This window comes from Nocardia sp. NPDC047038 (assembly GCF_040644075.1).
GTDB classification, from domain to species: Bacteria; Actinomycetota; Actinomycetes; order Mycobacteriales; family Mycobacteriaceae; genus Nocardia; species Nocardia sichangensis.
In genome coordinates this window covers 542,351-565,631 of sequence record NZ_JBEYVQ010000002.1, presented here as the reverse complement: position 1 = coordinate 565,631, position 23,281 = coordinate 542,351, and the positions used below count along the sequence as shown (strand labels likewise).

The following is a 23,281-nucleotide window of genomic DNA, read 5'->3' as shown; positions in this document are numbered from 1 at the left end:
ATAGTGGAAAGTCGCATCCATCGGTTAGGTTCTGTACACAGTCAGGGGGTGAAGCCCGGTGCTCGAACTGGCAATCCTCGGGCTGCTCCTGGAAGCGCCCATGCACGGGTACGAGCTGCGCAAGCGGTTGACGGGCCTGCTCGGGGCCTTCCGTGCCTTCTCCTACGGATCGCTCTACCCGACACTGCGCCGCATGCAGGCGGACGGGTTGATCGCCGAGGAGATCCCAGCGGGCGCGACGACACGCCGCGCGCGACGGGTCTATCAACTGACCCCGGCCGGGCGGGAACGGTTCAGCGAGTTGCTCGCCGACACCGGGCCGCAGAACTACACCGACGACGGCTTCGGCGTTCATCTGGCTTTCTTCAGCCGCACTCCCGCGGAAGCGCGGATGCGGATCCTGGAGGGCAGGCGGCGTCAGGTCGAGGAGCGCCGAGAGGGGCTCCGGGAGGCGATCAAGAAGGCCAGCGGGTCGCTGGATCGCTACACCCGGCAGCTCCATCAACTCGGACTCGAATCAAGCGAGCGCGAAGTGCGCTGGCTCAACGAGTTGATTGCGGCGGAGCAATCGACGAAGGCGGCACCACAGAAAGAGGGAAATATCGGCCATGAGTGACGTCAAGAAGGCTGACAACGCCACAGAGGTTCGCGTCGCCATCGTGGGTGTGGGCAACTGCGCCTCCTCGCTGGTCCAGGGCGTGCAGTACTACAAGGACGCGGACGAATCCGCGACCGTCCCCGGCCTGATGCACGTGCGTTTCGGGCCGTACCACGTCCGCGACGTCAAATTCGTCGCCGCGTTCGACGTGGACGCCAAGAAGGTCGGCTTCGACCTGGCCGAGGCGATCTTCGCCAGCGAGAACAACACGATCAAGATCTCCGACGTGCCGCCGAGCGACGTCGTCGTGCAGCGCGGGCCGACCCTCGACGGCATCGGCAAGTACTACGCGCAGACCATCGAGCTGTCCGAGGCCGAGCCGGTCGACGTGGTGCGGGTGCTGAAGGAAAACAACGTCGACGTGCTGGTGTCCTACCTGCCGGTGGGCTCGGAGGAGGCCGACAAGTTCTACGCGCAGTGCGCGATCGACGCGGGTGTCGCGTTCGTCAACGCGTTGCCGGTGTTCATCGCCTCCGACCCGGTCTGGGCGGCGAAGTTCACCGAAGCCGGTGTCCCCATCGTCGGTGACGACATCAAGAGCCAGGTCGGCGCGACCATCACCCACCGCGTGATGGCCAAGCTGTTCGAGGATCGCGGTGTGCAGCTCGACCGCACCATGCAGCTGAACGTCGGCGGCAACATGGACTTCAAGAACATGCTCGAGCGCGAGCGCCTGGAGTCGAAGAAGATCTCCAAGACCCAAGCCGTCACCAGCAACCTCAAGAAGGAACTCGGCGCCAACGACGTGCACATCGGCCCGTCCGACCACGTGGGCTGGCTCGACGACCGCAAGTGGGCCTACGTCCGCCTGGAAGGCCGCGCCTTCGGTGACGTGCCGCTGAACCTGGAGTACAAGCTCGAGGTGTGGGACTCGCCGAACTCCGCGGGCATCATCATCGACGCCGTGCGCGCGGCGAAGATCGCCAAGGACCGCGGCATCGGCGGACCGGTCATCCCCGCCTCGGCCTACCTGATGAAGTCCCCGCCGCAGCAGCTCGCCGACGACATCGCGCGCGCCCAGCTGGAAGCCTTCATCATCGGCGCCGAGTGATTCGGTGACACCGACGCGAGCCGGCCGGAGGCAGAAGCCTCCGGCCGGCTGCGTTGTGCGGCGTCCGCGCTAGTCCAGCGAGACGTAGACCTCCACCGACGCCGGGCCGGTGTAGCGCTCCACCTCGGCGGTGTGGGAGCGGGTGATGGTTCCCGCGTTCTCCGCCTTCGCCACCTGTGCCCAGGCGGTGCGCAGCAGGTCGTAGGGCTTGTCGGAGACGACGAACTTGGCGTAGCGGCCCTGCGGGATGATGGTGAGCACATCGCCGGAGTCCAGCTCGTCCATCGCGCCGATCTCGTAGCCGAGTACGGCGACGGCGTGGTCGTTCTGACCGATGTAGGCCGCCACCCGCGGCACGTTCTTCTCCCGCGCCAGATAGCGATCCCAGGTGAAGTTCACCAGGTCGAGGTCACGCGCGGTCACCTCCCGGCCGGCCAGCGGCACGGTCAGGCCCGCGACCATGCTCTGCGGCAATGTGACGATCTCGAAGTCCACTGTCTGTTCCTACCCGTTGCCCTGATCGTCTGCCACTGCCACGAAAACTTCCACCGTCCGTGCGTCCGGATAGTGTTCCCAGTCGCCGGTATAAGCGCGAATGAGCCGCCCCGCGGCCTCCGCGTCCCACACTGCTCGCCAGATGCTCACGATGGTGTCGCCGAGATTGTCTCCACTGGCGACGAACCGGGCGAAGCGCCCGGCGGGCACCCGGGCGAGCACGTCTCCGGGCTGCAGGTCGGCCAAGCTGTGACAGCGGTAGCCGACGATATGGGTCAGGTACGAATTGATCTCCGGCGCGTGGTCGACGTACGCGGTGGTCGGCGGTCCGGGCAGCTTGCGGGCCAGGTTGCGCTTCCACGCCTCTTCGACTTTCGCGCGGCGCGGCCCCTCGACCGCGAGCGCGGGGCTGCGAAGCACTGTTCCCGCCACCAGCGTCTCGGGTTGGTCAACGACATTGAAATCCACCGGCGTAGCCCCTATGTCTCGTCTGTCCTCAATTGGCGTCGGTCCCGGTGCCCTCCGTGGTGACGCAGGCTACCGCCTCCGGGCCCGTCGCTCGCGCCGCGCTGTCGTCGCTCGGGCGCATATCCTTCCGCATTGTTTTCGCGGTTTCGGCGTCGGCCCGTTCCGACGCACTCGCTGTTCGCTCTCACTCTGGCAAACGATGCTGCCATGTCATGCGTTCCGCCGGGCCACGGAAGGTCACAGCATCATCGCTATCCAGGAACCGGAATGCTCAGTCCGGGGAAAATCTCGACCTCGCTGGGCGGTTGCGGGCTGGGCGGGATGATGACGACGGGCTCGCGCTGCGATGACGGCTGCGGTGGGTTCAGGATGTCGTAGGGACCGCCGGAGGGCGGCTTGCTCGGATTCGGCCGGGCCGGGGCTTGCGCGCCCGGAGCCTGCGCACCAGGGAACTGTTCGATCGGAGCGCCGTCGAGCGCGTCGTCCATGACCTGTTTCCAGATGTCGGCGGGCAGGCCGGAGCCGTAGATGTCGGCTCCGCGTGCGGTGCGGATCGGTTGTGGCTGATCGGTTCCGACCCACACCGCCGTGGACAGCGACGGGGTGAAGCCGATCATCCACGCGTCCTTGTTCGACTCGCTCGCGCCGAACTGCGTGGTACCCGTCTTGGCGGCCGATGGGCGGTTGTTCTTCAGCGCGTGCCCGTTGGAGTAGGCCGCGATCGGGAGCATCGCCTCGACGGTGTTCTCCGCGATCGTCTTGGAGATGCGCTGTTGACCCGCGGGCGGCTGGTCGCCGACCTTTTGCTCGCCGCGATCCAGCAGCACCCGCCCGTCACCGGTCACCACTCGCTGCACGAAGTACGGCCGGTGGTAGACGCCCGACGCGCCGATCGTGGCATACGCCGAGGCCATATCGATCGGCCGGACCGAATACTGCCCGAGGACGATTCCGTTCAGCGGTTTCCCGCCGTCCTCGGTAAGGGTCTTGCCCGCGACGCCGGGCAGCTCCTCCGGAATCCCCGACGCGTGCGCCGCGTCCGCGATGGACTGAGGACCGTCGAACATCGTCATGGTCAGCCGGTAGAAGCTGGTGTTCAGCGAGCGTTTGAGCGCCTCGGCCATAGTGCACTTGCCGCACGATTCGCCGTCCACGTTGGTGATCCGGGTACCGCGGTCGGTCACGGGGGAGCTGTCCAGCACGCGGGAGAGCGGAATGCTCTGCTGTTGCGCGGCGATCGCCGCGAAGACCTTGAACGCCGAGCCGGTCTGCAACGGCGCCTGGGCGAAGTCGAAGCCGATGCCGTCGTAGCCGCCGAAGTACGCGCGTACCGCGCCGGAACGCGGATCGATCGACACCACTGCGGCGCGCAGTTCCGGTGGCTGCGCACCGAGCCGGTCGCGCACCGCGCCCAGTACCGCGTGCTGCGCTCTGGCGTCGATGGTGGTGGTGATCTGCAGCGCGCCCTTGTTCAAGTCGCGCTCGCTGATACCGGAGTCGCGCAGCTCGCGCACGACCTGGTTGCGGATCAGGCCCTCGGGGCCGCGAGCCACGTTCTCGTCCGGGATCTGGCTGAGCGGGATGATCGGCGGAAAGGTGGTCGCGTCCCGATCGCCCGGCGCGAGCGCGCCCATCTCGACCATTCCGTCGATCACGTACCGCCAGCGCGCCTTCAGGTCCGCGAGGTGGGTTTCCGGGTCCAGGATCGAGGGCGTGCGGATCAGCGCCGCGAGCACCGCGCCCTCCGCGAGGGTCAGCTGGTCGACCTGCTTGTCGAAGTAGACCTTGGCCGCCGCGCCGATGCCGTACGACCCGCGGCCGTAGTAGATGGTGTTGAGGTAGGCGGCGAGGATGTCGTCTTTGCTCCACTGCCGTGCCATCTTCGCCGCGATGATCAGCTCACGCATCTTGCGGGTGACCGTGCGCTCGGAGCCGAGAAAGGCGTTCTTCACGTACTGCTGGGTGATGGTGGAGCCGCCGCCCGCGTTGTCCTTGCCGAGCAGATTGTCTCGCGCGGCGCGCAGGAAGCCGGAAGTCGAATAACCGGGATTGGTGTAGAAATTGCGGTCCTCCGCCGACAGCACCGCGTCGCGCACCGGGCGCGGCACATCGGACAACGGGACCGGCGTCCGATTCCCGTCCGGCGGGACGATTTTCGCGAGCACGGTGCTGCCGTCGGCGGCGAAGACGGTCGCGATCTGATTCGTCTGCACCGCATTCGGATCCGGGATCTCGGCGCTCCAGTACGCCAGGACCGACAGCAACGCGGGCACCACGCCGAAGATGATGAACAAGGCCAGCAGCAGGCGACGGAGGCGTTCGGCCCGGCTGCGCGGCGGACGATCCGGCTCCGCGGGGCGTGGCGCGGTCGGTCGCGATTTCCGGCGAGCCGCCGCGCGCTCGCGCCGCTCCCGCGCGTTCCGGTTCGCCGTATCCGGCCGCTGCGTCCAGCCCGCGATCGAGGCATACGGTGCGGTCGGAGGACCCCCCTTGGCGCCACGCCTGCGTTCACGCGGTTTGCGGAACGAGCTCACGATCATCTCCTCCCGGAGCGTCGGACGAACTCACCTGCACGAACGGACGGAAAAGAGCATCGAAAGGCCGAGTTTACCGCGTACGTTCACAACCGGGTTTCCACTTCTCGGGCCGTTGACACAGCGGTGCACGCAGACCATAAGCGTGCTGCGCGAAGCGGCGAACCTATCTGTCCCTAGCGATCCCGCCGACGCCACCACACCAGCTCAACCACGGGTTTCGAGCGAAGCGGCAAAAGACTCAGCTCTTCACGCCGCCCGCGGTGAGGCCGGAGATGATCCGGCGCTGGAAGATCAGGACCATGACGACCAGCGGGATGGTGACGATCGTGCCTGCCGCCATGATCGCCGCGTACGGCTGCACCAGCGGGTTGTTGCCGGAGAAGCGGGCGATGGCGACGGTGACCGGCTCGGTCTTGTCGCTGGAAAGCAAACGGGCGAGCAGGTATTCGTTGACCGCCGCGATGAACGCGAGGATCGCGGTGGTGAACACGGCGGGAGCGGCCAGGGGCAGCATCACCAAGCGGAAGGCCTGCAGTTTGGTGGCGCCGTCGATCCGCGCGGCTTCTTCGAGTTCCCACGGCAGTTCGGCGAAGAAGGACGCGAGGATGTAGACCGTCATCGGCAGCACGAACGAGATGTTCGGAATGATCATCGCCTGGTATTCGCCGATCCAGCCGAGGTTGGTGAAGAGCTGGAACAGCGGGGTCACCAGGACGACCACCGGGAACATCGAGGCGCTGAGAATCAGTCCGGACACCACGTACTTGCCGTGGAAGGTGAGCCGGGCCAGCGCGTACGCGGCCAGCACGCCGATCCCCAGCGCGATCACCGTCGTGATGGAGCCGATGACGAGGCTGTTGACCAGCGCCTTGCCGAAGTCGTTGCCGCGGCTGGTGTCGAACGCGTTGCGGAAGTTCTCCAGCGTCACGTGGGTCGGCCACGGAGTGTTGTCGAAGGTGTAGTCGGGATCGCGGAACGCGGTGACCGCCATCCAGTAGAACGGCGCGAGCCCCCACACCAGCACGATCAGCGCGCCCAGGTACAGCCGTACCGAGCCGATGCGTTTGGTCCACGGCACCGGCGCCGCGGCGGATTCGCTCGTCACGGCCTGCTCCGCTGTCTGCACGGACATCAGTGCGCCTCCCGCTGTTCTTCCTGGGTACGAACCGCGTTGGCGCCCAGGATCTTCACCAGCACGAACGCCACGGCGAAGATCAAAAGGAAGGTGATCGTGGACAACGCGGCCGCGCTGTTGGGGCCTTGCCGGACCTGATCGACCACCAGGATGGACACCGTGCGGGTGGCGGGGTTGCCCAGCGTCATGATCGCGGGCAGGTCGTACATCCGCAGCGCGTCCATGGTCCGGAACAGCACCGCGACCAGCAGGGCCGGCTTCAGCAGCGGCAGCGTGATCTGGGTGAACCGCTGCCAGGCCGACGCGCCGTCGACGCGAGCCGCCTCGTACACGTCGGCCGGGATGACTTGCAGGCCTGCCAGCAGCAGCAGCGCCATGAACGGCGTGGTCTTCCAGACGTCGGCCGCGATCACCGCGATCCGGGCGGGCCACGGGTCCGAAGTCCACAGGATGTGCGTGCCGAGCACGCGGTTCACCACGCCGTCGTACTGGAACATGAATTCCCACAACCGCGCGGTGACGGCGGTCGGGATCGCCCACGGGATCAGCACGGCCGCGCGCAGCAGCGCCCGGCCACGGAAGGTCTTACCCATCACCATGGCCATGCCGAGGCCGAGCGTGGCCTCCAGCGCGACGGTGACGACCGTGAAGAACAGCGTGACCCCGATGGCCAGCCAGAATTGCGAGCCGAGATTGCCGGTCGGGCACGGAACCGTCTCGCCAGTCGCGATCTGGCACTGTTGCAGCAGCCAGTGCGTGTAGTTGTCGAACCCGGCGTTGCCGCCTTCGACGAACATGCCGGTCGCCGGGTCGAGTCCCGAGTCCTTCTGGAAGGACATCCACAGCGCCCGGAACACGGGATAACCGATGACGACCGCGAGCGCGATCAGGACGGGGGTGACGAACAGCCAGGCTTTCCCGGAGCGACGCAGCTCCGAGGCCAGCCTGGCGGCGAAGCCGCGCCTGGCCGGAACGAATTCGTCTTTCGGCACGCTAGTCGCCGTTCCCGAAGGATCCGACACCGTTTCTCTCCTGCGGGTTCGTCGGGTCCGTTGCGTTCAACCGCTCACGATCCAGCGGTTTCGATGCCCTTTTGCATACCGGTGATCGCGTCGTCGACGGACTTGGTTCCGTTCAACGCAGCATAGGCGTTGTCCTGGATGGCCTTGCTCACGGCGGGGTAGAACGGCGTCACCGGGCGCGGCACGGCGCTGGCGATGGAGTCCTTGAGCGCGGGCAGGTACGGCATCTTCGCGATCAGCGCCGGGTCGTCGTACATGGACGCGCGCACCGAGGGCAGCGCGCCCGCGGCGACGATGTGCTGCGCGTCCTCGCTGATGAGGAAGCGCAGGAAGTCCAGCGCGGTGGCCTTGTTCTTGGAGTAAGCGCTGATCGCCGCGTTGTAGCCGCCGAGGGTGGAGGCGCCGACGCCGTTCTCCCCCGGCAGGGGGGCGACCGCGAACTTGTCCTTCACGGCGGAGGCCTCGCCGCCGACGTCACCGAAGGTGGACGGCCACGAGCGCAGGAACATCAGCTTGCCCGTCGCGAAGGCGTTGCTGGACTCGGGCTCCTTGAAGGTGATGGCCTCTTTGGGAATGTCGCCGTTGTTGTAGGCGTCGACCAGGACCTTCAGTCCGGCGCGGGACTGCGGGCTGTTCACCGTGGGGGTCTTGCCGTCGGCGCCGACGAAGCTGCCGCCGTAGGCGTTGATCACCTCGGCCGCGTTCACGGTCAGACCCTCGTAGGGCGCGAACTGACCCGCGTAGCAACCGATGTTCTGCTGGCGCGCGATGGGGCACTGGGCCAGCAGCTCGTTCCAGGTCTTGGGCGGGTTCGGCACCAAATCCTTGCGGTAGAACAGCAGGCCGCCGTTGGTGTTGCGCGGCGCGGCGTACAACGTGTTGTTGTAGGTGGCGCTGGCGACCGGCGGGGACAGCAGCGCGCTGGTGTCGATGGCGAAGGAATCCTTCAGCGGCTGGATCCAGCCCTTGGCGGCGAACTCGGCGGTCCACGGCACGTCCAAGGCGACCACGTCGTAGTTGGACTGCTTGGAACGCATGTGCTCGACCAGGTCGTCGTACTGCTGCGAGGCGTCGTTCGACTGCTCCTTGAACGTCACCTGCTCGTCCGGGTGCGCGGCGTTCCAGCGCTCGATCAGCTGCTTCACCGCGCCGGTCTCGGTGGTGTCCTTGCCCTCGACGTAGGTGATCGGGCCGCGACCGGTGAGATTCTGGCTGATCGGGCTCCCGCTGCTGTCGCTGGAGCAGGCGCTGGTGAACGTCGCGGTCAGCAGCCCGACCGACGCGAGGGCCACCGCGGCCCGCGGTACGAGCGACGAACGTAGGGACGTCACCTTCTTCACAGCCATCGCAAACACTCCAGGATCGTTCGTGAGCGGCAGCACACCCTGCCGGTGCACAAGGCAAGATACATGGTGCCGATCCGGCGTGCGGGACAGTGGCTGGAACTCGCCCACTAGGCTGGGGCGCGATGTCTTCGCCGAACGCGGTTCCCGATCGGATGCTCACGCGCATCGGTGGGCTGCTGCGCAAGGCCGAGTGCACGGACAACGAACACGAGGCCGAGGCGTTTCTCGCCGCTGCTCAGCGGCTGGCCACTAAGTCGTCCATCGACCTCGCCGTGGCGCGTGCGCACATCGCGGGACGCGAGCGCAGGCCCACACCGGTGCAGCGGATCATTCCGATCGGCGAGCCCGGCAAACGCGGGTTGCGCACCTATGTCCAGCTGTTCGTCGCGATCGCGGCCGCGAACGACGTGCGCTGTGACGTCGCCCGGACTTCGACGCAGGTCTACGCCTACGGGTTCGACTCCGACATCGACACCTGCGAGGCGCTCTACGCCAGCCTGCTCGTGCAGATGGTGCGCGCGTCCGACCAGTACATCAAGTCGGGGGCCTACCGATCGGCCACCGTCGAGAAGATCGTGGTGGAGAAGCGGTGGGGTCGCCAGGTGCGGCGCCGGGTGCAGGCGCCGGTCGCCGGTGTGACGGCGCGGCTGAATTTCCAGATGGCGTTCGCCGCGCGGATCGGGCGGCGGCTGTCGGAGGTCAAGGCCGAGGTGGAAGCCGAAGTGTTGCCACGCGACGCCGAGGTGTCCGGGACGGCGCTGGCCCTGCGGAACAAGGAGATCGAGCTCACAGACTTCTACGCGAAGACGTCGGAGGCGCGCGGCACCTGGCGCGGGCCGCAGGAGTCGGCGGGACATTCGGCGGCGGCGCGGGCGGCGGGGGACCGGGCGGGGCGGGCCGCACGGATCGGTAATTCGCCCGAACTGCCCGCCGCGCGTAAGAAGTTGAACTCTTCCGAGGGCGGTTGACCGGCGTGAACGTCACGGGCCGAACCGGGCGAGCGGCTGCCGGGGTCCGGTCGGCGCGACTCGGCGACAGGCCGATGCCGCCCGTGGGATCGGCGGCGCGGCGATGACCGTGCGCGACGGCCAGCGTGCCAAGGTCTACGACGCCGAGCAGTTGGTACGCGGGGTGTTCGATCGCGCGGACGAGCACGGTGTGCGCACCGTCGAACTCTATGGTTCGCAGCTCACGTTGCCGATCGAGCGCCGCTTCGCCTCGGTGGAATCCGTACAGAGTTATACGGACAAGGTGCTGGCGCTCAATTGGGTACGGGCGCGCTGGGAGCGGGCCGCCGTAGCGGTGCGCGTGCGTTCTCGCGCCGGAACAACGGCCGCGCACTACGAGGCGGCCGGGAACGTTCTGGCGGTTCCGCTGCACACCGGCGGCACCGCGTGGGCGCTGCGGGAACTGGTGATCCTGCACGAACTGGCGCATCACCTGGAATCCGACCACGGGTCGGTGGCCGCGCACGGCCCGGAATTCTGCGACCGCTATGTGGAACTGGTCGACGGCGTCGTGGGCCCGGAAGCGGCGCTGCTGCTGCGTACCACCATGCTGGGCTGCGGCGTGCGGATCGGGTGAGCCCGCCGCTCACCGTGCGAACAGCGAGCGAAGTGCCGTCGGCTGGGTGCCGTCGCGCTCTGCGTGCGGCGATGGTGTCCGCCGCGGTGCGCGATCGGAGCCACCGTCGGACAGACGGCGTCGAACGCAACGGTTCTCACGCTATTGCGCGGGCGAGACCAGGGCAGCGACCCGCGCGAATCGATCCTGCCACCACGCGGTGCGATCGGCATCCCGCTGCCGATGGCTTTCCAGCAGTTCCGGTTCCGGCTCGGGTGGGGTGCGCAGGACCGGCAGGTAGCCGTCGACCGCACGGAGGGAGCCGCGCGTCACGTCCCCGGTGAGCAGGCTCAGCGTGCCCAGGCCGCAGGCGAAGTCGAGTTCGGGCAGCGCCCCGGCCAGCGCCAGCTGGGCGGCGAGGCCGACGCTGGTCTCCAATGCGGAGGAGACCACGCAGGGCAGCCCGGCTGCCTCGGCCACCTGCAAGGCGCGGCGGACTCCGCCGAGCGGCGTGCATTTGAGGACGGCGATGTCGGCGGCCCCGGCGACCGCGACCCGCATCGGGTCCTCGGCGCGGCGGATGGATTCGTCGGCGGCGATGCGCACGTCCACGCGGCGGCGCACCGCGGCGAGTTCCTCGATGGTGCGGCACGGCTGTTCCACGTACTCCAGCCCGCCCGCGGCCTTGTCGATCAGCTCGATGTGGCGCACCGCGGTGTCGACATCCCAGACCGCGTTGGCGTCGACTCGGATCGCGCCGTTGGGGCCGAGCGCGTCGCGGACCGCTTCCACCCTGGCCAGATCCTCGGCGAGCGATTCCGGGTGGTCGGCGACTTTCACCTTGGCGGTGCGGCAGCCGGATCGGGCCACGATCGCGTGCGCCTGCCGCGGGTCGACGGCGGGCACGGTGCAATTGATCGGAATGCGATCCCGCACCGGTTCGGGCCAGCCGGTGGTCACCTGCTCCACGGCGGTGGCCAGCCACGCGGCGGCCTCCCGGTCGTCGTATTCGGGAAACGGACAGAATTCGCCCCAGCCGAGCGGCCCGTGGATCAGCATGCCCTCGCGCACCGTGATGCCACGGAAGCGGGTGCGCATCGGAATGGCGTAGACGACGTTCTGCGCTGCGGAGTCGCTCATCGCCGACCAGCTTATGCGGCTGCGGCGGCCGATCGCGGGATTGCGCATGCGGACTCGAGTAGTTTCCCCGAGTCGGCCCGGCGCGCGAGACGGGATCGTTGGCGTCATGATCCACACCGGTACCCCGCAGCCTTGGCCGTACGGCACGCCGCCCGTAGGGCAGCGGCCGGTGCGGACCTGGGACGTCGTACTCGCCGTCGTGCTGTACTCCGTCGCCGTAGTTCTGGGTGCGGCCGCCGCCTATTTCACCGTCTTCTTCGCCTTCGCCTCAGATCCGTGCGGTCAGGACAACTGCCGCACCGAATACCTCGGCTGGGCGTTCGCGGTGTCGTGGGGCGGGACGGCGACCGCGATCGTCGGGGTTACCGCGATCCTTGTTCTCGCCGCGATCAAGCGTTGGTACATGTGGTACTGGCCGGTGCTGGCGATGGCGCTCATCGTCCTGTCGTTCGCCGGCGGCGTCGCGCTGGCTTCCCAGGTCTACACAGGCGCTTGAGATGCCCTGCGGCCGTTGACCGGTCATGCTGAAGCAATGGCGTGGCACATCCGGCGACGAACGGCCGATGCCTTGCGCGTGGCGCTGGGGTCGGTGATCGTCCTCGGATTCGGCTGGGTGATGGCCGCTTTCGTCCCGCTCTACGAAGTGCTCCTGCGCGACGGACACGAGGGCCGAGGCGTCGGGTACCTGCCGTGGGCGCAGGTCATCGCCTGGGCGGGCATCGTGGCGTCGGTGCTCGCAGCGGTCGTCTCGGCCCTGGAGAAGGTGCGCGACCGGAGGCCGATCGCTTGGACTCCGCTGATCGCGGTGCCGCTGATCCTCGAATCCTGGCTGGTCGGCTTCCTGATCGCGGTCGTGCTGGTCTCCTATTGATCTGCCGCTGCTCCGAGTTCGATCTGCCCAGGTGTGGGCAGTTTTCGAGCGGAGGGTGCCGGTCGAAAACTGCCCACAGATCCGCCCATGGACTCGGATGGGACAGAAGCGGGTCAGCCCAGCCGCTCCACGATGGTGGCGTTCGCCAGACCACCTGCCTCGCACATGGTTTGCAGGCCGTAGCGGGCGCCGCGGTCCTGCATGGCGTGGACCAGCGTGGTCATCAGGCGTGCGCCGGACGCGCCGAGCGGGTGCCCGATCGCGATCGCGCCGCCGTTGACGTTGACCTTCGCCAGGTCCGCACCGGTGTCGTGCGCCCAGGCCAGGACCACCGGCGAGAACGCTTCGTTGATCTCGATCAGGTCGATGTCCGACAGCTGCAAACCGGCCCGCTGCAAGACCTTTCTGGTCGCCGGGATCACCGCGGTGAGCATCAGCAGCGGGTCGTCGCCGGCCACCGCGAAGCTGTGCAGCCGGGCGAGCGGCTTCAGCCCGAGTTCCTTCGCGCGCTCGCCGGTCATGATGAGCACCGCCGCGCTGCCGTCGCTGACCTGGCTCGCGCTCGCGGCCGTGATCGCCCAGCCGATCTGCGGGAAGCGGGCGGCCATGGCCGGGTCGTAGTAGGCGGGACGGAGTGCGCCCAGCGTCTCCAGCGTGCTACCGACCCGGATGCCCTCATCGGTGGCGAGTCCGTTGATCGGCGCTAGTTCCCGCGCGAACAGGCCGTTCTTGGTGGCGAGCGCGGCCTTCTCGTGGCTGGCGAGCGCGAACTCGTCCAGCTGGGTGCGGGTGAGTCCCCATTTCGCCGCGATCAGCTCCGCGCTGATGCCCTGCGACACCAGGCCTTCCGGGTAGCGCTCGGCGAAGCCGACGCCGGAGATGTCGTCCGATCCGACCAGATTGGCGCCCATGGGAATCCGGCCCATCGACTCCACGCCCGCGGCGACCACGATGTCGTAGGCGCCCGCGATCACGCCTTGCGCGGCGAAGTGGATCGCCTGCTGGCTGCTGCCGCACTGCCGGTCGACGGTGGTGGCCGGGACCGATTCGGGATATCCGGCGGCCAATGCGGCCCGCCGTGTCATATTCGCCCCCTGCTCGCCGAACTGGGTGACGACGCCGCCGATCACGTCATCGATGAGGGCGGGATCGATGCCGCTGCGGTTCACCACTTCGCGCAGGCTGTGGGCCAGCAGATCAACCGCATTGACGTCGTGCAGTGCTCCGTTCGGCTTGCCTTTGCCGATCGGCGTGCGTACCGCTTCGACGATCACCGCGTCTCTCATGGTGCTTCCTTCCGGACCGAGAGCCGGGCCGCCATGCCTGGCTCTATCAACACATAGTCAGGTTACACCTGGCAATAGTTGACACAAGTCAGCTCCGGTATGATGTTCGTCATGGCAGCAGTGATGGAAGGACCGTTGGCCGATCTCAGCGCGTGGAAGGCCGAGGAATGCTCGATCGCCAAGGCGATGGACATCGTCGGTACGCGCTCGGCGGTGCTCATCCTGCGCGAGGCGTACTACGGGACCCGGCGGTTCGACGGGTTCGCCAGCCGGGTCGGCATCACCGACGCGGCGGCCGCGGCCCAGTTGCGCAAGCTCACCGAGGCGGGCTTGCTGGCGAAACGGCCCTACCAAGAGGAAGGCAAGCGCACCAGGCACGAATACGTGCTCACCCGGATGGGACGAGATCTACTGCCCGCCGTGCTGGCGCTCATGCAGTGGGGCGACGCCTACTTGCAGCCGGGGCCTGCCCCACTGCTCTTGGTCGAGGAGTCGACCGGCGCCCCGGTGCGGGTGCAGGTGCGCAGCGAGTCCGGCCGCGAGATCGAACTCGAGGAACTGGGCGTACGGCTCAACGAGGAGTACGCCCAGCAGCGGCGCGAGCGCCGTCGAGTGGACGCGACAGACTGATGCCTGCTCGCGGCGCTGTGCCGAGCGGGCCGTCAACCTGCGATGCCGCGACCACACCTGAGCTGCCGAGCCGCCGGCGGTGACCGCCTCGCGCTGGATCGAGCCGAGAGCCGAAGCCGTGCGGCCCACCCGGCAGCGTGCTCAGTTGAGCCTGCGTCCTTCGGTGTCGAAGAAGTAGACGTGCTCCGGCGCGGTGGCCAGCCGCAGCCGGGCGCCCTTGGCAGGCGGATTGCGCCAATCCGCGCGCGAGACGATGGTTTCCCCGGCGCCGTCGGTCCCGCCTTCGGCGACGGTGCGGCCGTAGATGTAGGCGTCGGAACCGAGTTCCTCCACCACGTCGACTTCCATCTCGATGCCGGAGCCGTTACCCAGTTCGAAATGCTCCGGGCGGATACCGACCGTCACGGTGTTCCCCGCCTCGTCCGCGACCGTGCGCGGCAGCGCGATCGCGTGCCCGCCCAGCTCCACCCGGCTATCGGTGACCGGAAGCGTGAACAGGTTCATGGCAGGCGAGCCCATGAACCCCGCGACGAACACGTTGGCCGGATCGCGGTAGAGGTCGCGCGGAGTGGCGCACTGCTGTAACAGGCCGTCCTTCAGCACCGCGACCCGATCGCCCATGGTCATCGCCTCGACCTGGTCGTGGGTGACGTACACCGTGGTGGTGCCGAGCCTGCGCTGCAACTGCGCGATCTGGGTGCGGGTCTGCACGCGCAGCTTGGCGTCCAGGTTGGACAGCGGCTCGTCCATCAGGAACACCTGCGGCTGCCGCACGATCGCGCGGCCCATCGCCACCCGCTGACGCTGGCCGCCGGACAGCGCCTTCGGCTTGCGATCCAGGAAGGGCTCCAGGTCCAGCAGCTTGGCCGCCTCCAGGACCCGCTTCTCCTTCTCCGCCTTGGCCACCTTGGCCAGCTTCAGCGCGAAGCCCATGTTCTCCGCGACGGTCATGTGCGGATAGAGCGCGTAGTTCTGGAACACCATGGCGATATCGCGTTCCTTCGGCTCGGCGTGCGTGACGTCGTTCTCGCCGATCAGGATGCGTCCGCCGTTGACCTCCTCCAGCCCGGCGAGCATGCGCAACGAGGTCGATTTCCCGCAGCCGGAGGGACCGACCAGGACGAGGAATTCGCCGTCCTCGATCTCCAGGTTCAGCCGATCCACCGCGGGTTTGGCGGATCCGGGGTAGAGCCGCGTCGCGTTGTCGAAGGTCACAGTGGCCATGACGAATTCACATCCCATCCCGGCAGGAACGTGCCGGACGATCCGAGTAAGGGTGCGGCGATCCTATCGGGCGGGCCGGCGACGAGCCACGTCAGCGGGTGCGCGCCTCGAAGAACGCGCGCGGGACGTCGACCAGCATGGTGTCGATCTGCTCCTCCGTGACATCGCGTTCGAGCACGTAGGGGAACACATCGTCGAACAGGTGGGTGTAGTGCCACTGCGGCAGGGCGGCCATGGCGGCGGGCTCGATCCAGTCGATGTAGCAGCTCGCGTCCTGGGACAGCACCATCCGGTCGGTGTAGCCGCGGCGGACCATCTCGATAAGGGTGTCGGCGCGGGCTTCGAAGGTGGTGTCGAGGTTGATGCCGAAGCGGTCCATGCCGAGCACGAAGCCGGCGTCGGCGAGTTCGGCGAGGTGATCGCAGTCGGTGGTGTCGCCGCTGTGCCCGAGCACGATGCGACCCGGGTCGACGCCTTCCTCGTCGCACATCACGCGCTTCACGTCGAGCCCGGCGCGCGACTCCGGATGGGTGTGCACCGTGATCGGCACGCCGGTCTCGAGATGGGCCCTGGCGACCGCGCGCATGACCCGTTCGACGCCCGCGGTCAGCCCTTGCTTGTCGATCGCGCACTTGAGCATGCCCGCCTTGACCCCGGTGCCCGCGATGCCGTCGCGGATGTCGCCGACGAACATGTCGACCATCGGGTCGGGGACCTGCGCGCCGACGATCTCGTTCAACGCAGGGCCGCGGTAGTGGAAGAAGAACGGGACATCCCCGTAGGTGTAGATGCCGGTGGCGACCACCAGATTCAGCGGCACCTGCTCGGCGATCCGCTGGATCCGTGGGATGTAGCGGCCCAGCCCGACCACCGTCGGATCGACGATCGTCCGCACCCCGGCGTCGTAGGCGACCCGTAACCGTCGCACGGCATCGGCGATGCGTTCGTCCTCGGAGCCCCATTCGGCCGGGTAGTTCTGCTGGACGTCCCCGGTGAGCACGAAGACGTGCTCGTGCATAAGTGTCACTCCGAGCTCGGCGGAATCGATCGGCCCGCGCACGGTTTCCAGCGTCGACACAGCGATTTCTCCTCATCTGAGCTGCGCATTCGCAGGAATCGTACGAACCGGTATGTGAGGTGGGCCATATTCGCCGGTGCTGAATCTTCGTACAACTTTCGTGCGCATCGCACAGAAGGACGCGGCTCAGGCCACCGGGCACGGTTGCAGCACCGCCGGTCCGAACCAGCGGGCGGCTTGCAACGCCAGATGCAGGTGCAGCGTGCGATCGTGATCGTCGAAGTCGTGGCCGGTCAGGTCGAGTGCCTGCCGCACCCGGTACTGGACGGTGTTGCGGTGCACGGCCAACTCCTGCGCGGCCGCGGCGTAGCTGCGGTTGTTGGCCAGGAAGACGCGCAGGGTTTCGCGCAGCCAGAGATTGCGCTGGTTGCCGGTCGCGAGTTCACCCAGGCAGTCGGCCACGTACTGGCGCAGTTCCTCGATGTCGCCGCCCAGCAGCGCGACGGCCGCCACCTGGTCGTGCGACACCGCGCGGGGCGCGTCGGGACCGGCCAGCAGCACGAGTTCGCGCACCCGATCGGCTTGCCGCAGGCTGCGGCGGAATCCCGCGACGCCGGAGCCGCGCCCACCCACCGCCACACGCACCGGCAACGCCAGTGCCGACAGGGCACGCTCGATGGCCTCGGCATCGATGGTCGTGTCCCGAGCGATCGAGAACCACAGCCGCACTTCGCGTTCGTCGGTCGGCACCAGCAGCGCCCGGCGGGGGTGGCCGAGCAGCGGAACCAGCGCCGCGCGCACGGCGTCCAGGACATCCACCGCGGCCCGTGCGGACAGCTGCGGCTCGGTCCAGGCGTTCACCGCGACGTGCCGGCCGGACAAGGGATAGCCGAGCACTTGCTCGGCCTGGCCGATGTCGTCGGCCGAGCCGTCGAGCACCCGCGCCACCCATTCCTGACGCAGGCCGCCGCGACTGCCCACCCACCGGTCGCGCTCCTGCTCGTAGGCGATGCCGACGTGCTCGCACACCCGGTCGATGTACACCGCTGAGCGATGGACGATCCGGATGATCGCCGCCGCGCTGTCGGAGCCACCCAGTTCCGCCGCGTGGCGCATCGCGATGTCGAGGAACCCGGCATGTCCCACCCGGTACGCCCGCATCAGCGCCGACAGCGGGACGTCGCGCTGCGCGAGCGTGCGCGCGTACACCAGCGCCCGCGCCGGGGCGTGCACGTCGTGCTCGGCGGCGTCGTTCTGCACGAAGTCGAGGACGGACATCAGATTGTCGGTGGTGCCCGCCTCGAACAGGCCCCGCAGCCGGGTATCGAGGTCGAGCGCCGCGACTTGCGCGCGCATCACCGCCGACAGCTCGGCGATCAGCTGATCGCGACCGCGCAGCATCGTCGAGACGACCGCGCGAACCACTTCGTTCTCGCCGTCGGCCACTCCGACACCTCCCTTCGCCGGGCTCGGCATCGGTCTCAACCTAGCCCCTGCCGGACGCGCCGGAAGCATCGTGCGGCGACCTGCGGGAACCCCACCGCGCCGGTAGCCTCGGGGCGGGGGCGGCCCGAGCGACGAGGAGTAATGCCATGAGTCGTCCAGTTCGTATCGGAGTTCAGCTACAACCGCAGCACGCGCCGGAGTACCGGCTCATCCGTGACGCGGTGTTGCGGTGCGAGGACGCGGGCGTCGACATCGTGTTCAATTGGGACCACTTCTACCCGCTCACCGGCGATCCCGACGGCGCGCACTTCGAGTGCTGGACGATGCTGGGCGCGTTCGCCGAACAGACCGAACGGGTGGAGATCGGCGCGCTGGTCACCGGTGGCGGCTACCGCAATCCGGATCTGCTGGCCGATATGGCGCGCACCGTCGACCACATCAGCGGCGGGCGGCTCATCCTCGGCATCGGCGCGGGCTGGTTCGAGAAGGACTACGACGAGTACGGCTACGAATTCGGCACCCCGGGCAGCAGGCTCGAGTTGCTGAAGGAGACCCTCGCCCGGATCAGCGCTCGGCTGCCGAAGCTCAATCCGCGCCCGACTCGCGACCTGCCGATCCTGATCGGCGGCGGTGGCGAGAAGAAGACCTTGCGGCTGGTCGCGCAGTACGCCGACATGTGGCACACCTTCGCCGACCTGGACGTGCTCGCGCACAAGAACAAGGTGCTCGCCGAGCACTGCGCCGCCGTCGGCACCGATCAAGCGCGCATCGAGCGCTCGGTGCAGTGGCCGGGTCTGGAGAAGGCGCCCGCTTTCGTCGAGGCGGGGGTGACCACCTTCACCATCGGGGCCAGCGGACCGGATTACGACCTGAGCGAGGTCGCGAAGGCCGTGCGGTGGCGCGACGAAGTCAACCCGGAACCGGTGAGCGGGCTGGCCTGATCCGGATTGCCCGGCGACTGTTGCGCGAGGGCGGTGTGGAGTTCGAATCACCGTGATCGAAACTCTGGACCGCCGCAGCGGCATGGATTCCGGCAATTCCGGCCCTGGGGTAGCCGTGAGTTAGCAGAATTCCGCCGCTAGGGTTGTCCGTCATGGCTGTTCTGCCCGCTGTTCGGTCTCGTGCGTTGATCGCCGTGATATTGCTTGCCGTCGGTCTCAGCGCGACGGCGTGCGGTTCCGGCTCCGACGACACGAGCACCGAGCGCAACCTCTGCGCACCGCCCGGCCCGGCCGCCGCCTCCGCCGCGCCGACCAACCTGGCCTCGTCGGCCGCCGCGGGCAGCGACCGCTACACCACCGCGACCACCGCGCCGCTGACCTCGATCGACGTCTCGAAACTCGGCTTGATCACGCCCGGCAAGCTCAGCGTCGGCACGCTCTCGGACGCGCCGCCGAGCATCTGCGTCGACCGGCAGGGCACGTTCACCGGCTTCGACAACGAGCTGCTGAAGGCGATCGGCGCGAAGCTCGGCCTCCAGGTGGAGTTCTCCGGCACCGAGTTCGCCGGGCTGCTCGCCCAGGTGTCCGGCGGTCGCTTCGACGTGGGCTCGTCCAACATCACCACCACCGACGCGCGCCGCCAGCTGGTCGGCTTCACCAACGGCTACGACTTCGGCTACTTCTCCCTGGTGGTGCCGAGCGGCAGCGCCATCAAGGGGTTCGCCGACCTGAACCGGAGCACACGGATCGCGGTGGTGCAGGGCACCGTGCAGGACGAGTTCGTCGTGAACCAGCTGCATCTGGACCCGGTGAAGTTCCCCGACTACAACACCGCCTACGCCAACTTGAAGTCCGGCCAGGTGGACGCCTGGGTGGCCCCGTCCGCCCAAGCGGAAGGCGCGATCAAGCCGGGCGACGGAACATCGGTGTCGCAGAACACCTTCAGCCTGGACAACTTCGTCGGCTACGCGGTCGCCAAGAACAACCAGCCGCTGATCGACGCGCTCAACAGCGGCCTGGACGCGGTGATCGCGGACGGCACCTACGCCAAGCTCTACACCGACTGGGTGCCACGGGAGCTGCCGCCGGGCTGGAAGCCGGGCTCGCGGGCCGCGCCCGCGCCGCAGCTGCCGGACTTCGCGGCGCTCGCGGCGGGCAAGAAGAAGGACGAGACGGAGCAGAACGCGCCGAAATCCACGGTGCAACAGTTGCGGGAGACGTTCTTCGACTGGTCGCTGTACCGCAAGGCATTTCCCGATCTGTTGAAGACCGGCCTGCCCAATACCTTGATCCTCGCGGTGGTCTCGGGTGCGCTCGGCACCGTGATCGGCATGCTGCTCGCGGTCGCCGGTATTTCGCGGACTCGCTGGTTGCGCTGGCCCGCGCGGGTTTACACCGACATCTTCCGCGGTTTGCCCGCCGTGGTGATCATCCTGCTGATCGGTCTCGGCGTCGGGCCGGTGGTGCGCAACCTCACCGGCAACAACCCGTACTGGCTCGGTGCGGTCGCGCTGGCGTTGCTCGCCTCGGCCTACATCGGTGAGATCTTCCGCTCCGGCATCCAATCGGTCGAGGCCGGGCAGTTGGAGGCGGCGCGCGCCATCGGTTTCGGTTACCGCCAGGCGATGACGCTGGTGGTGATCCCGCAGGGCGTGCGCCGGGTGCTCCCGGCTCTGATGAACCAGTTCATCGCCCTCATCAAGGATTCCTCGCTGATCTACTTCCTCGGCCTGCTCGCCACCCAGCGCGAGCTGTTCGCCGTCGGCCGCGATCTCAACGCGCAGACCGGCAATCTCTCGCCGCTGGTCGCCGCCGGTCTGGCCTATCTGCTGCTCACCATCCCGCTCACCCACCTGGTGAACTACATCGACCGCCGGATGCGGACCGGCCGACCCGACCGGCCGATCGACCAGGTGGAGGCGGCCACGATCACGGAAGGGCGCGGATAGATGAGTGCCTCCCTCACCGGTACCGGACTGCATCTGACGCTCGGACACAACCACGTGCTGCGCGGGATCGACATCCACGTCGACGCGGGCAAGACCGTCACCGTCATCGGGCCGTCCGGGTCGGGCAAGTCGACCCTGCTGCGGGTGCTGAACCGGTTGTACGAGCCCGATCAGGGCGACGTGCTGCTGGACGGCAAGTCCGTGCTCACCGAGAATCCGGACCGGCTGCGGCAGCGTATCGGCATGGTGTTCCAGCATTTCAATCTGTTCCCGCACAAGACCGTCGCGGAGAACGTCGCGCTGGGCCCGCGCAAGCTGCGCGGCCTGTCCAAGGACCGAGCACGGGCGCTGGCCGTCGAGCAATTGGAGATCGTCGGTCTGGCCGACAAGGCCGATTCCCGTCCCGGGAACCTGTCCGGCGGGCAGCAGCAGCGCGTGGCCATCGCACGGGCGCTGGCGATGCAGCCGGAACTCATGTTCTTCGACGAGGCCACCTCGGCGCTGGATCCCGAGCTGGTGAAGGGCGTGCTCGGTCTGATGACCGACCTCGCCTCCGGCGGCATGTCGATGGTCGTGGTCACCCACGAGATGGGCTTCGCCCGCACGGTGTCCGACAGCGTGGTGTTCATGGATCAGGGGCAGGTCGTGGAGACCGGCACGCCCGACGCTTTGTTCGACGACGCGCAGACCCCGCGTTTGCAGAGGTTCCTCGCCCAGGTGCTCTGAGTCGGTAGCACATTCGGGGCAACTTTCATTGATGCGCATCTGCTAATGTATTTGTCATCACGATTCCAGCTATCCGCGCGAGGAAAGAGGGAAATTCGATGACCACAGCACACGCCCAGCACACCGACCACGACCATGTGCACGGCCCGGACTGCGGGCACACGGCGTTCCAGCACGGCGATCACATCGACTACGCCCACGATGGTCATCTGCATCGCGAACACGCGGGTCACTACGACGAATGCGAGCGGTCCGAGCACTGCGAGTGCCGCGATCACCCGCACCGGCACGGTCCGAACTGCGGCCACGAGGCCGTCCAGCACGGCGACCACGTCGACTACCTGCACGACGGCCATCGTCACGCCGCCCACGACGGTCACTTCGACGAGCACTGATTCGCGTCGGTCTCCGGTTCTAGAGTCGGGCGGGTGATCGAAGAACTCGAGATTCGTACCGGGGCGGGAACCTTCGACGTACTGGCCGCCGGCGCTCCCGGCGGACGGGAAGTGCTGTTGCTGCACGAGTTCCCCCAAGGCGCACGGGAGTGGGAGTTCCAGCTCCGCGTGCTCGGCGGCGGCGGGTGCCGCGTCGTCGCGCCCGACCAGCGCGGGTACTCGCCGGGAGTGCGGCCGGAGCGAGCCGCCGACTATCGGCTCGAGGAACTGGTCGGCGACGTGGTCGCGATAGCCGACGCGCTGGGGTGGGAGCGCTTCGACCTGATCGGCCACGGCTGCGGCGCGCGGGTCGGATGGGCAGTGGCGGCGGAGCTGCCGGAGCGCGTCCGCACGTTCAGCGCGGTGTCGCATCCGCATCCTTCCGCGCTCCAGCAGGCGATAGCCGAGGACGAGGATCAAGCGTTGCGATCCCACCATGTGATCGCCCTTCGGCAGCCGCGCACCGCGGAGCGGGCTCTGCTCGCCGACGACGCCGCCGCGCTGCGCCGGATCTTCGAGTGGAAGATCCCGGAGGAACGCGTCGAGGATTACGTGCGCCGGTTGTCGCGGCCCGGCGCGCTCACCGCCGCGTTGAACTGGTATCGCGCCATGGACCTCGCCGGTCCGACCGGCCCGGTGTGCGTTCCCACCTTGTACGTATGGGGCACCGAGGACGCGACCTTCGGCTCCACCGCGGCGCTGGCGACCGGAAAGTACGTCTCCGGCCCGTACCGATTCGAGATGCTCGAGGACGTCTCGCACTGGGTTCCGGAAGAGGCGCCCGAGGCGCTGACCCGCCTGCTGATCCAGCACCTGCTCGCCCATCGCGGGTGAATGCCTCGGCGGCGCTGTTCATCCCGCCGTTCCCCGCACACGGTGTGCGGACGGAGGGAAAGCTGAGTCTCGTCCACCGACAAGCAAGGGAGGTGAACCGTGGACGTCAAGGAAGTCAATCGGCGAACCATCGCCCAGTTCCGAGCGGGCGGCGAGATCGAGGGCATGCAACGCGACCGTCTGATCTTGCTGACCACGATCGGCCGCAGAACCGGCGCCCCGTACACCACCCCGCTGATGTTCCACCACGACGGCGACCGCCTGCTCGTCGTCGCTTCCAACATCGGTGCGCCGAAACATCCCGACTGGTACGTGAACCTGCGGGAGAACCCGCGCGTCACCGTCGAAGTGGGCGAGGAGAGCTATCCGGCGCTGGCCGCCCCGTTGACCGGCGACGACCGTGCCCGCACCTGGGCGATGCTGAAGAACGCCTACCCGTTCTTCGCCGAACACGAGATGCAGACGTCCCGGGTCATCCCGGTGGTCGCCCTCACGCGGGCGTGACGA

General features: G+C 67.9%; 24 protein-coding genes. 13 read left to right on the top strand and 11 right to left on the bottom strand.

Going from position 1 to position 23,281, the window contains the following annotated elements:
• The first annotated feature begins 58 nt into the window (after positions 1-58).
• Both ABZ824_RS10880 and ABZ824_RS10875 read left to right on the top strand, forming a co-directional pair.
• The gene (locus ABZ824_RS10880; protein ID WP_039803160.1) at positions 59-616 is read left to right on the top strand and encodes a PadR family transcriptional regulator; all 558 of its coding nucleotides are present in this window, start codon (positions 59-61) and stop codon (positions 614-616) included.
• Positions 609-1,709 carry an inositol-3-phosphate synthase gene (locus ABZ824_RS10875; RefSeq protein WP_356963094.1) on the top strand — a complete coding sequence of 367 codons (1,101 nt, stop codon included), beginning with the start codon at positions 609-611 and terminating at the stop codon, positions 1,707-1,709. The genes ABZ824_RS10880 and ABZ824_RS10875 overlap by 8 nt, the downstream gene beginning before the upstream one ends.
• A gap of 69 nt (positions 1,710-1,778) precedes the next feature.
• Here the strand turns inward: ABZ824_RS10875 and ABZ824_RS10870 are convergent, their stop codons facing one another.
• The 6 genes from ABZ824_RS10870 to ABZ824_RS10845 all read right to left on the bottom strand — a co-directional run bounded on the left by ABZ824_RS10870 (position 1,779) and on the right by ABZ824_RS10845 (position 8,712).
• Complete coding sequence (locus tag ABZ824_RS10870) at positions 1,779-2,204, bottom strand: GyrI-like domain-containing protein (protein WP_355071187.1); 426 nt, start codon at positions 2,202-2,204, stop codon at positions 1,779-1,781.
• Between the two features lie 9 nt (positions 2,205-2,213).
• Complete coding sequence (locus tag ABZ824_RS10865) at positions 2,214-2,672, bottom strand: effector binding domain-containing protein (RefSeq protein ID WP_356963092.1); 459 nt, start codon at positions 2,670-2,672, stop codon at positions 2,214-2,216.
• 251 nt (positions 2,673-2,923) lie between these two features.
• Positions 2,924-5,212 (bottom strand): transglycosylase domain-containing protein, encoded by a 2,289-nt coding sequence (locus ABZ824_RS10860; RefSeq protein ID WP_356963090.1) that lies wholly within the window; start codon positions 5,210-5,212, stop codon positions 2,924-2,926.
• Positions 5,213-5,447: 235 nt separating this feature from the next.
• The gene (locus tag ABZ824_RS10855; protein WP_355071192.1) at positions 5,448-6,341 is read right to left on the bottom strand and encodes a carbohydrate ABC transporter permease; all 894 of its coding nucleotides are present in this window, start codon (positions 6,339-6,341) and stop codon (positions 5,448-5,450) included.
• Positions 6,341-7,288 carry a sugar ABC transporter permease gene (locus tag ABZ824_RS10850; protein ID WP_356963487.1) on the bottom strand — a complete coding sequence of 316 codons (948 nt, stop codon included), beginning with the start codon at positions 7,286-7,288 and terminating at the stop codon, positions 6,341-6,343. Before ABZ824_RS10850 ends, ABZ824_RS10855 begins: the two co-directional genes overlap by 1 nt.
• Before the next feature lie 122 nt (positions 7,289-7,410).
• Positions 7,411-8,712: an ABC transporter substrate-binding protein gene (locus ABZ824_RS10845; RefSeq protein ID WP_356963088.1), complete on the bottom strand. Its 1,302-nt coding sequence runs from the start codon at positions 8,710-8,712 to the stop codon at positions 7,411-7,413.
• A gap of 122 nt (positions 8,713-8,834) precedes the next feature.
• Between ABZ824_RS10845 and ABZ824_RS10840 the strand changes: the two genes are divergently transcribed.
• Both ABZ824_RS10840 and ABZ824_RS10835 read left to right on the top strand, forming a co-directional pair.
• The gene (locus ABZ824_RS10840; RefSeq protein ID WP_355071196.1) at positions 8,835-9,680 is read left to right on the top strand and encodes a DUF2786 domain-containing protein; all 846 of its coding nucleotides are present in this window, start codon (positions 8,835-8,837) and stop codon (positions 9,678-9,680) included.
• 103 nt (positions 9,681-9,783) lie between these two features.
• On the top strand, positions 9,784-10,296 hold the full coding sequence (locus ABZ824_RS10835; protein ID WP_356963087.1) for a TIGR04338 family metallohydrolase: 513 nt from the start codon (positions 9,784-9,786) through the stop codon (positions 10,294-10,296).
• A 141-nt stretch (positions 10,297-10,437) separates the two neighbouring features.
• On the opposite strand, the gene ABZ824_RS10830 is transcribed toward ABZ824_RS10835, so the two are convergent.
• A complete protein-coding gene (locus tag ABZ824_RS10830) occupies positions 10,438-11,415 on the bottom strand; it encodes an o-succinylbenzoate synthase (protein ID WP_356963086.1) in 978 nt (325 codons plus the stop codon).
• A gap of 106 nt (positions 11,416-11,521) precedes the next feature.
• On the opposite strand from ABZ824_RS10830, the gene ABZ824_RS10825 reads away from it, so the two are divergent.
• Together ABZ824_RS10825 and ABZ824_RS10820 are read left to right on the top strand one after the other, a co-directional pair.
• Positions 11,522-11,911, top strand: a complete 390-nt coding sequence (locus ABZ824_RS10825; RefSeq protein ID WP_355071201.1) for a hypothetical protein — start codon at positions 11,522-11,524, stop codon at positions 11,909-11,911.
• A 36-nt stretch (positions 11,912-11,947) separates the two neighbouring features.
• Positions 11,948-12,286, top strand: coding sequence for a hypothetical protein (locus tag ABZ824_RS10820; RefSeq protein ID WP_355071203.1), 339 nt, complete (start codon positions 11,948-11,950; stop codon positions 12,284-12,286).
• Between the two features lie 113 nt (positions 12,287-12,399).
• On the opposite strand, the gene ABZ824_RS10815 is transcribed toward ABZ824_RS10820, so the two are convergent.
• The gene (locus ABZ824_RS10815; protein WP_356963084.1) at positions 12,400-13,572 is read right to left on the bottom strand and encodes a thiolase family protein; all 1,173 of its coding nucleotides are present in this window, start codon (positions 13,570-13,572) and stop codon (positions 12,400-12,402) included.
• A 111-nt stretch (positions 13,573-13,683) separates the two neighbouring features.
• On the opposite strand from ABZ824_RS10815, the gene ABZ824_RS10810 reads away from it, so the two are divergent.
• Positions 13,684-14,202, top strand: a complete 519-nt coding sequence (locus ABZ824_RS10810; protein WP_355071206.1) for a helix-turn-helix domain-containing protein — start codon at positions 13,684-13,686, stop codon at positions 14,200-14,202.
• Between the two features lie 141 nt (positions 14,203-14,343).
• Here the strand turns inward: ABZ824_RS10810 and ugpC are convergent, their stop codons facing one another.
• The 3 genes from ugpC to ABZ824_RS10795 all read right to left on the bottom strand — a co-directional run bounded on the left by ugpC (position 14,344) and on the right by ABZ824_RS10795 (position 17,920).
• A complete protein-coding gene (ugpC, locus tag ABZ824_RS10805) occupies positions 14,344-15,426 on the bottom strand; it encodes a sn-glycerol-3-phosphate ABC transporter ATP-binding protein UgpC (RefSeq protein WP_355071208.1) in 1,083 nt (360 codons plus the stop codon).
• Between the two features lie 91 nt (positions 15,427-15,517).
• A complete protein-coding gene (locus tag ABZ824_RS10800; RefSeq protein WP_356963081.1) occupies positions 15,518-16,504 on the bottom strand; it encodes a phosphotriesterase-related protein in 987 nt (328 codons plus the stop codon).
• 126 nt (positions 16,505-16,630) lie between these two features.
• Positions 16,631-17,920: a helix-turn-helix domain-containing protein gene (locus tag ABZ824_RS10795; protein ID WP_356963079.1), complete on the bottom strand. Its 1,290-nt coding sequence runs from the start codon at positions 17,918-17,920 to the stop codon at positions 16,631-16,633.
• Between the two features lie 116 nt (positions 17,921-18,036).
• Between ABZ824_RS10795 and ABZ824_RS10790 the strand changes: the two genes are divergently transcribed.
• The 6 genes from ABZ824_RS10790 (at position 18,037) to ABZ824_RS10765 (ending at position 23,278) form a co-directional block, all read left to right on the top strand.
• The gene (locus ABZ824_RS10790; RefSeq protein WP_355071212.1) at positions 18,037-18,831 is read left to right on the top strand and encodes an LLM class F420-dependent oxidoreductase; all 795 of its coding nucleotides are present in this window, start codon (positions 18,037-18,039) and stop codon (positions 18,829-18,831) included.
• Between the two features lie 152 nt (positions 18,832-18,983).
• Positions 18,984-20,780 (top strand): ABC transporter substrate-binding protein/permease, encoded by a 1,797-nt coding sequence (locus ABZ824_RS10785; RefSeq protein ID WP_356963077.1) that lies wholly within the window; start codon positions 18,984-18,986, stop codon positions 20,778-20,780.
• A complete protein-coding gene (locus ABZ824_RS10780) occupies positions 20,781-21,506 on the top strand; it encodes an amino acid ABC transporter ATP-binding protein (protein WP_356963076.1) in 726 nt (241 codons plus the stop codon).
• Between the two features lie 98 nt (positions 21,507-21,604).
• Positions 21,605-21,901 (top strand): hypothetical protein, encoded by a 297-nt coding sequence (locus tag ABZ824_RS10775; protein ID WP_356963074.1) that lies wholly within the window; start codon positions 21,605-21,607, stop codon positions 21,899-21,901.
• Positions 21,902-21,934: 33 nt separating this feature from the next.
• On the top strand, positions 21,935-22,774 hold the full coding sequence (locus tag ABZ824_RS10770; protein ID WP_356963072.1) for an alpha/beta hydrolase: 840 nt from the start codon (positions 21,935-21,937) through the stop codon (positions 22,772-22,774).
• A gap of 99 nt (positions 22,775-22,873) precedes the next feature.
• Positions 22,874-23,278 carry a nitroreductase family deazaflavin-dependent oxidoreductase gene (locus ABZ824_RS10765; RefSeq protein ID WP_356963070.1) on the top strand — a complete coding sequence of 135 codons (405 nt, stop codon included), beginning with the start codon at positions 22,874-22,876 and terminating at the stop codon, positions 23,276-23,278.
• Positions 23,279-23,281 lie beyond the last annotated feature (3 nt).

Excerpts from the sequence above, each read along its gene's own strand:
- ABZ824_RS10875 (WP_356963094.1), top strand. The coding sequence starts at position 609 with ATGAGTGACGTCAAGAAGGCTGACAACGCCACAGAGGTTCGCGTCGCC.
- ABZ824_RS10860 (WP_356963090.1), bottom strand. The coding sequence starts at position 5,212 with ATGATCGTGAGCTCGTTCCGCAAACCGCGTGAACGCAGGCGTGGCGCC.
- ABZ824_RS10855 (WP_355071192.1), bottom strand. The coding sequence starts at position 6,341 with ATGTCCGTGCAGACAGCGGAGCAGGCCGTGACGAGCGAATCCGCCGCG.
- ABZ824_RS10845 (WP_356963088.1), bottom strand. The coding sequence starts at position 8,712 with ATGGCTGTGAAGAAGGTGACGTCCCTACGTTCGTCGCTCGTACCGCGG.
- ABZ824_RS10840 (WP_355071196.1), top strand. The coding sequence starts at position 8,835 with ATGTCTTCGCCGAACGCGGTTCCCGATCGGATGCTCACGCGCATCGGT.
- ABZ824_RS10835 (WP_356963087.1), top strand. The coding sequence starts at position 9,784 with ATGACCGTGCGCGACGGCCAGCGTGCCAAGGTCTACGACGCCGAGCAG.
- ABZ824_RS10830 (WP_356963086.1), bottom strand. The coding sequence starts at position 11,415 with ATGAGCGACTCCGCAGCGCAGAACGTCGTCTACGCCATTCCGATGCGC.
- ABZ824_RS10825 (WP_355071201.1), top strand. The coding sequence starts at position 11,522 with ATGATCCACACCGGTACCCCGCAGCCTTGGCCGTACGGCACGCCGCCC.
- ABZ824_RS10820 (WP_355071203.1), top strand. The coding sequence starts at position 11,948 with ATGGCGTGGCACATCCGGCGACGAACGGCCGATGCCTTGCGCGTGGCG.
- ABZ824_RS10815 (WP_356963084.1), bottom strand. The coding sequence starts at position 13,572 with ATGAGAGACGCGGTGATCGTCGAAGCGGTACGCACGCCGATCGGCAAA.
- ABZ824_RS10810 (WP_355071206.1), top strand. The coding sequence starts at position 13,684 with ATGGCAGCAGTGATGGAAGGACCGTTGGCCGATCTCAGCGCGTGGAAG.
- ugpC (WP_355071208.1), bottom strand. The coding sequence starts at position 15,426 with ATGGCCACTGTGACCTTCGACAACGCGACGCGGCTCTACCCCGGATCC.
- ABZ824_RS10795 (WP_356963079.1), bottom strand. The coding sequence starts at position 17,920 with ATGCCGAGCCCGGCGAAGGGAGGTGTCGGAGTGGCCGACGGCGAGAAC.
- ABZ824_RS10790 (WP_355071212.1), top strand. The coding sequence starts at position 18,037 with ATGAGTCGTCCAGTTCGTATCGGAGTTCAGCTACAACCGCAGCACGCG.
- ABZ824_RS10785 (WP_356963077.1), top strand. The coding sequence starts at position 18,984 with ATGGCTGTTCTGCCCGCTGTTCGGTCTCGTGCGTTGATCGCCGTGATA.
- ABZ824_RS10780 (WP_356963076.1), top strand. The coding sequence starts at position 20,781 with ATGAGTGCCTCCCTCACCGGTACCGGACTGCATCTGACGCTCGGACAC.
- ABZ824_RS10775 (WP_356963074.1), top strand. The coding sequence starts at position 21,605 with ATGACCACAGCACACGCCCAGCACACCGACCACGACCATGTGCACGGC.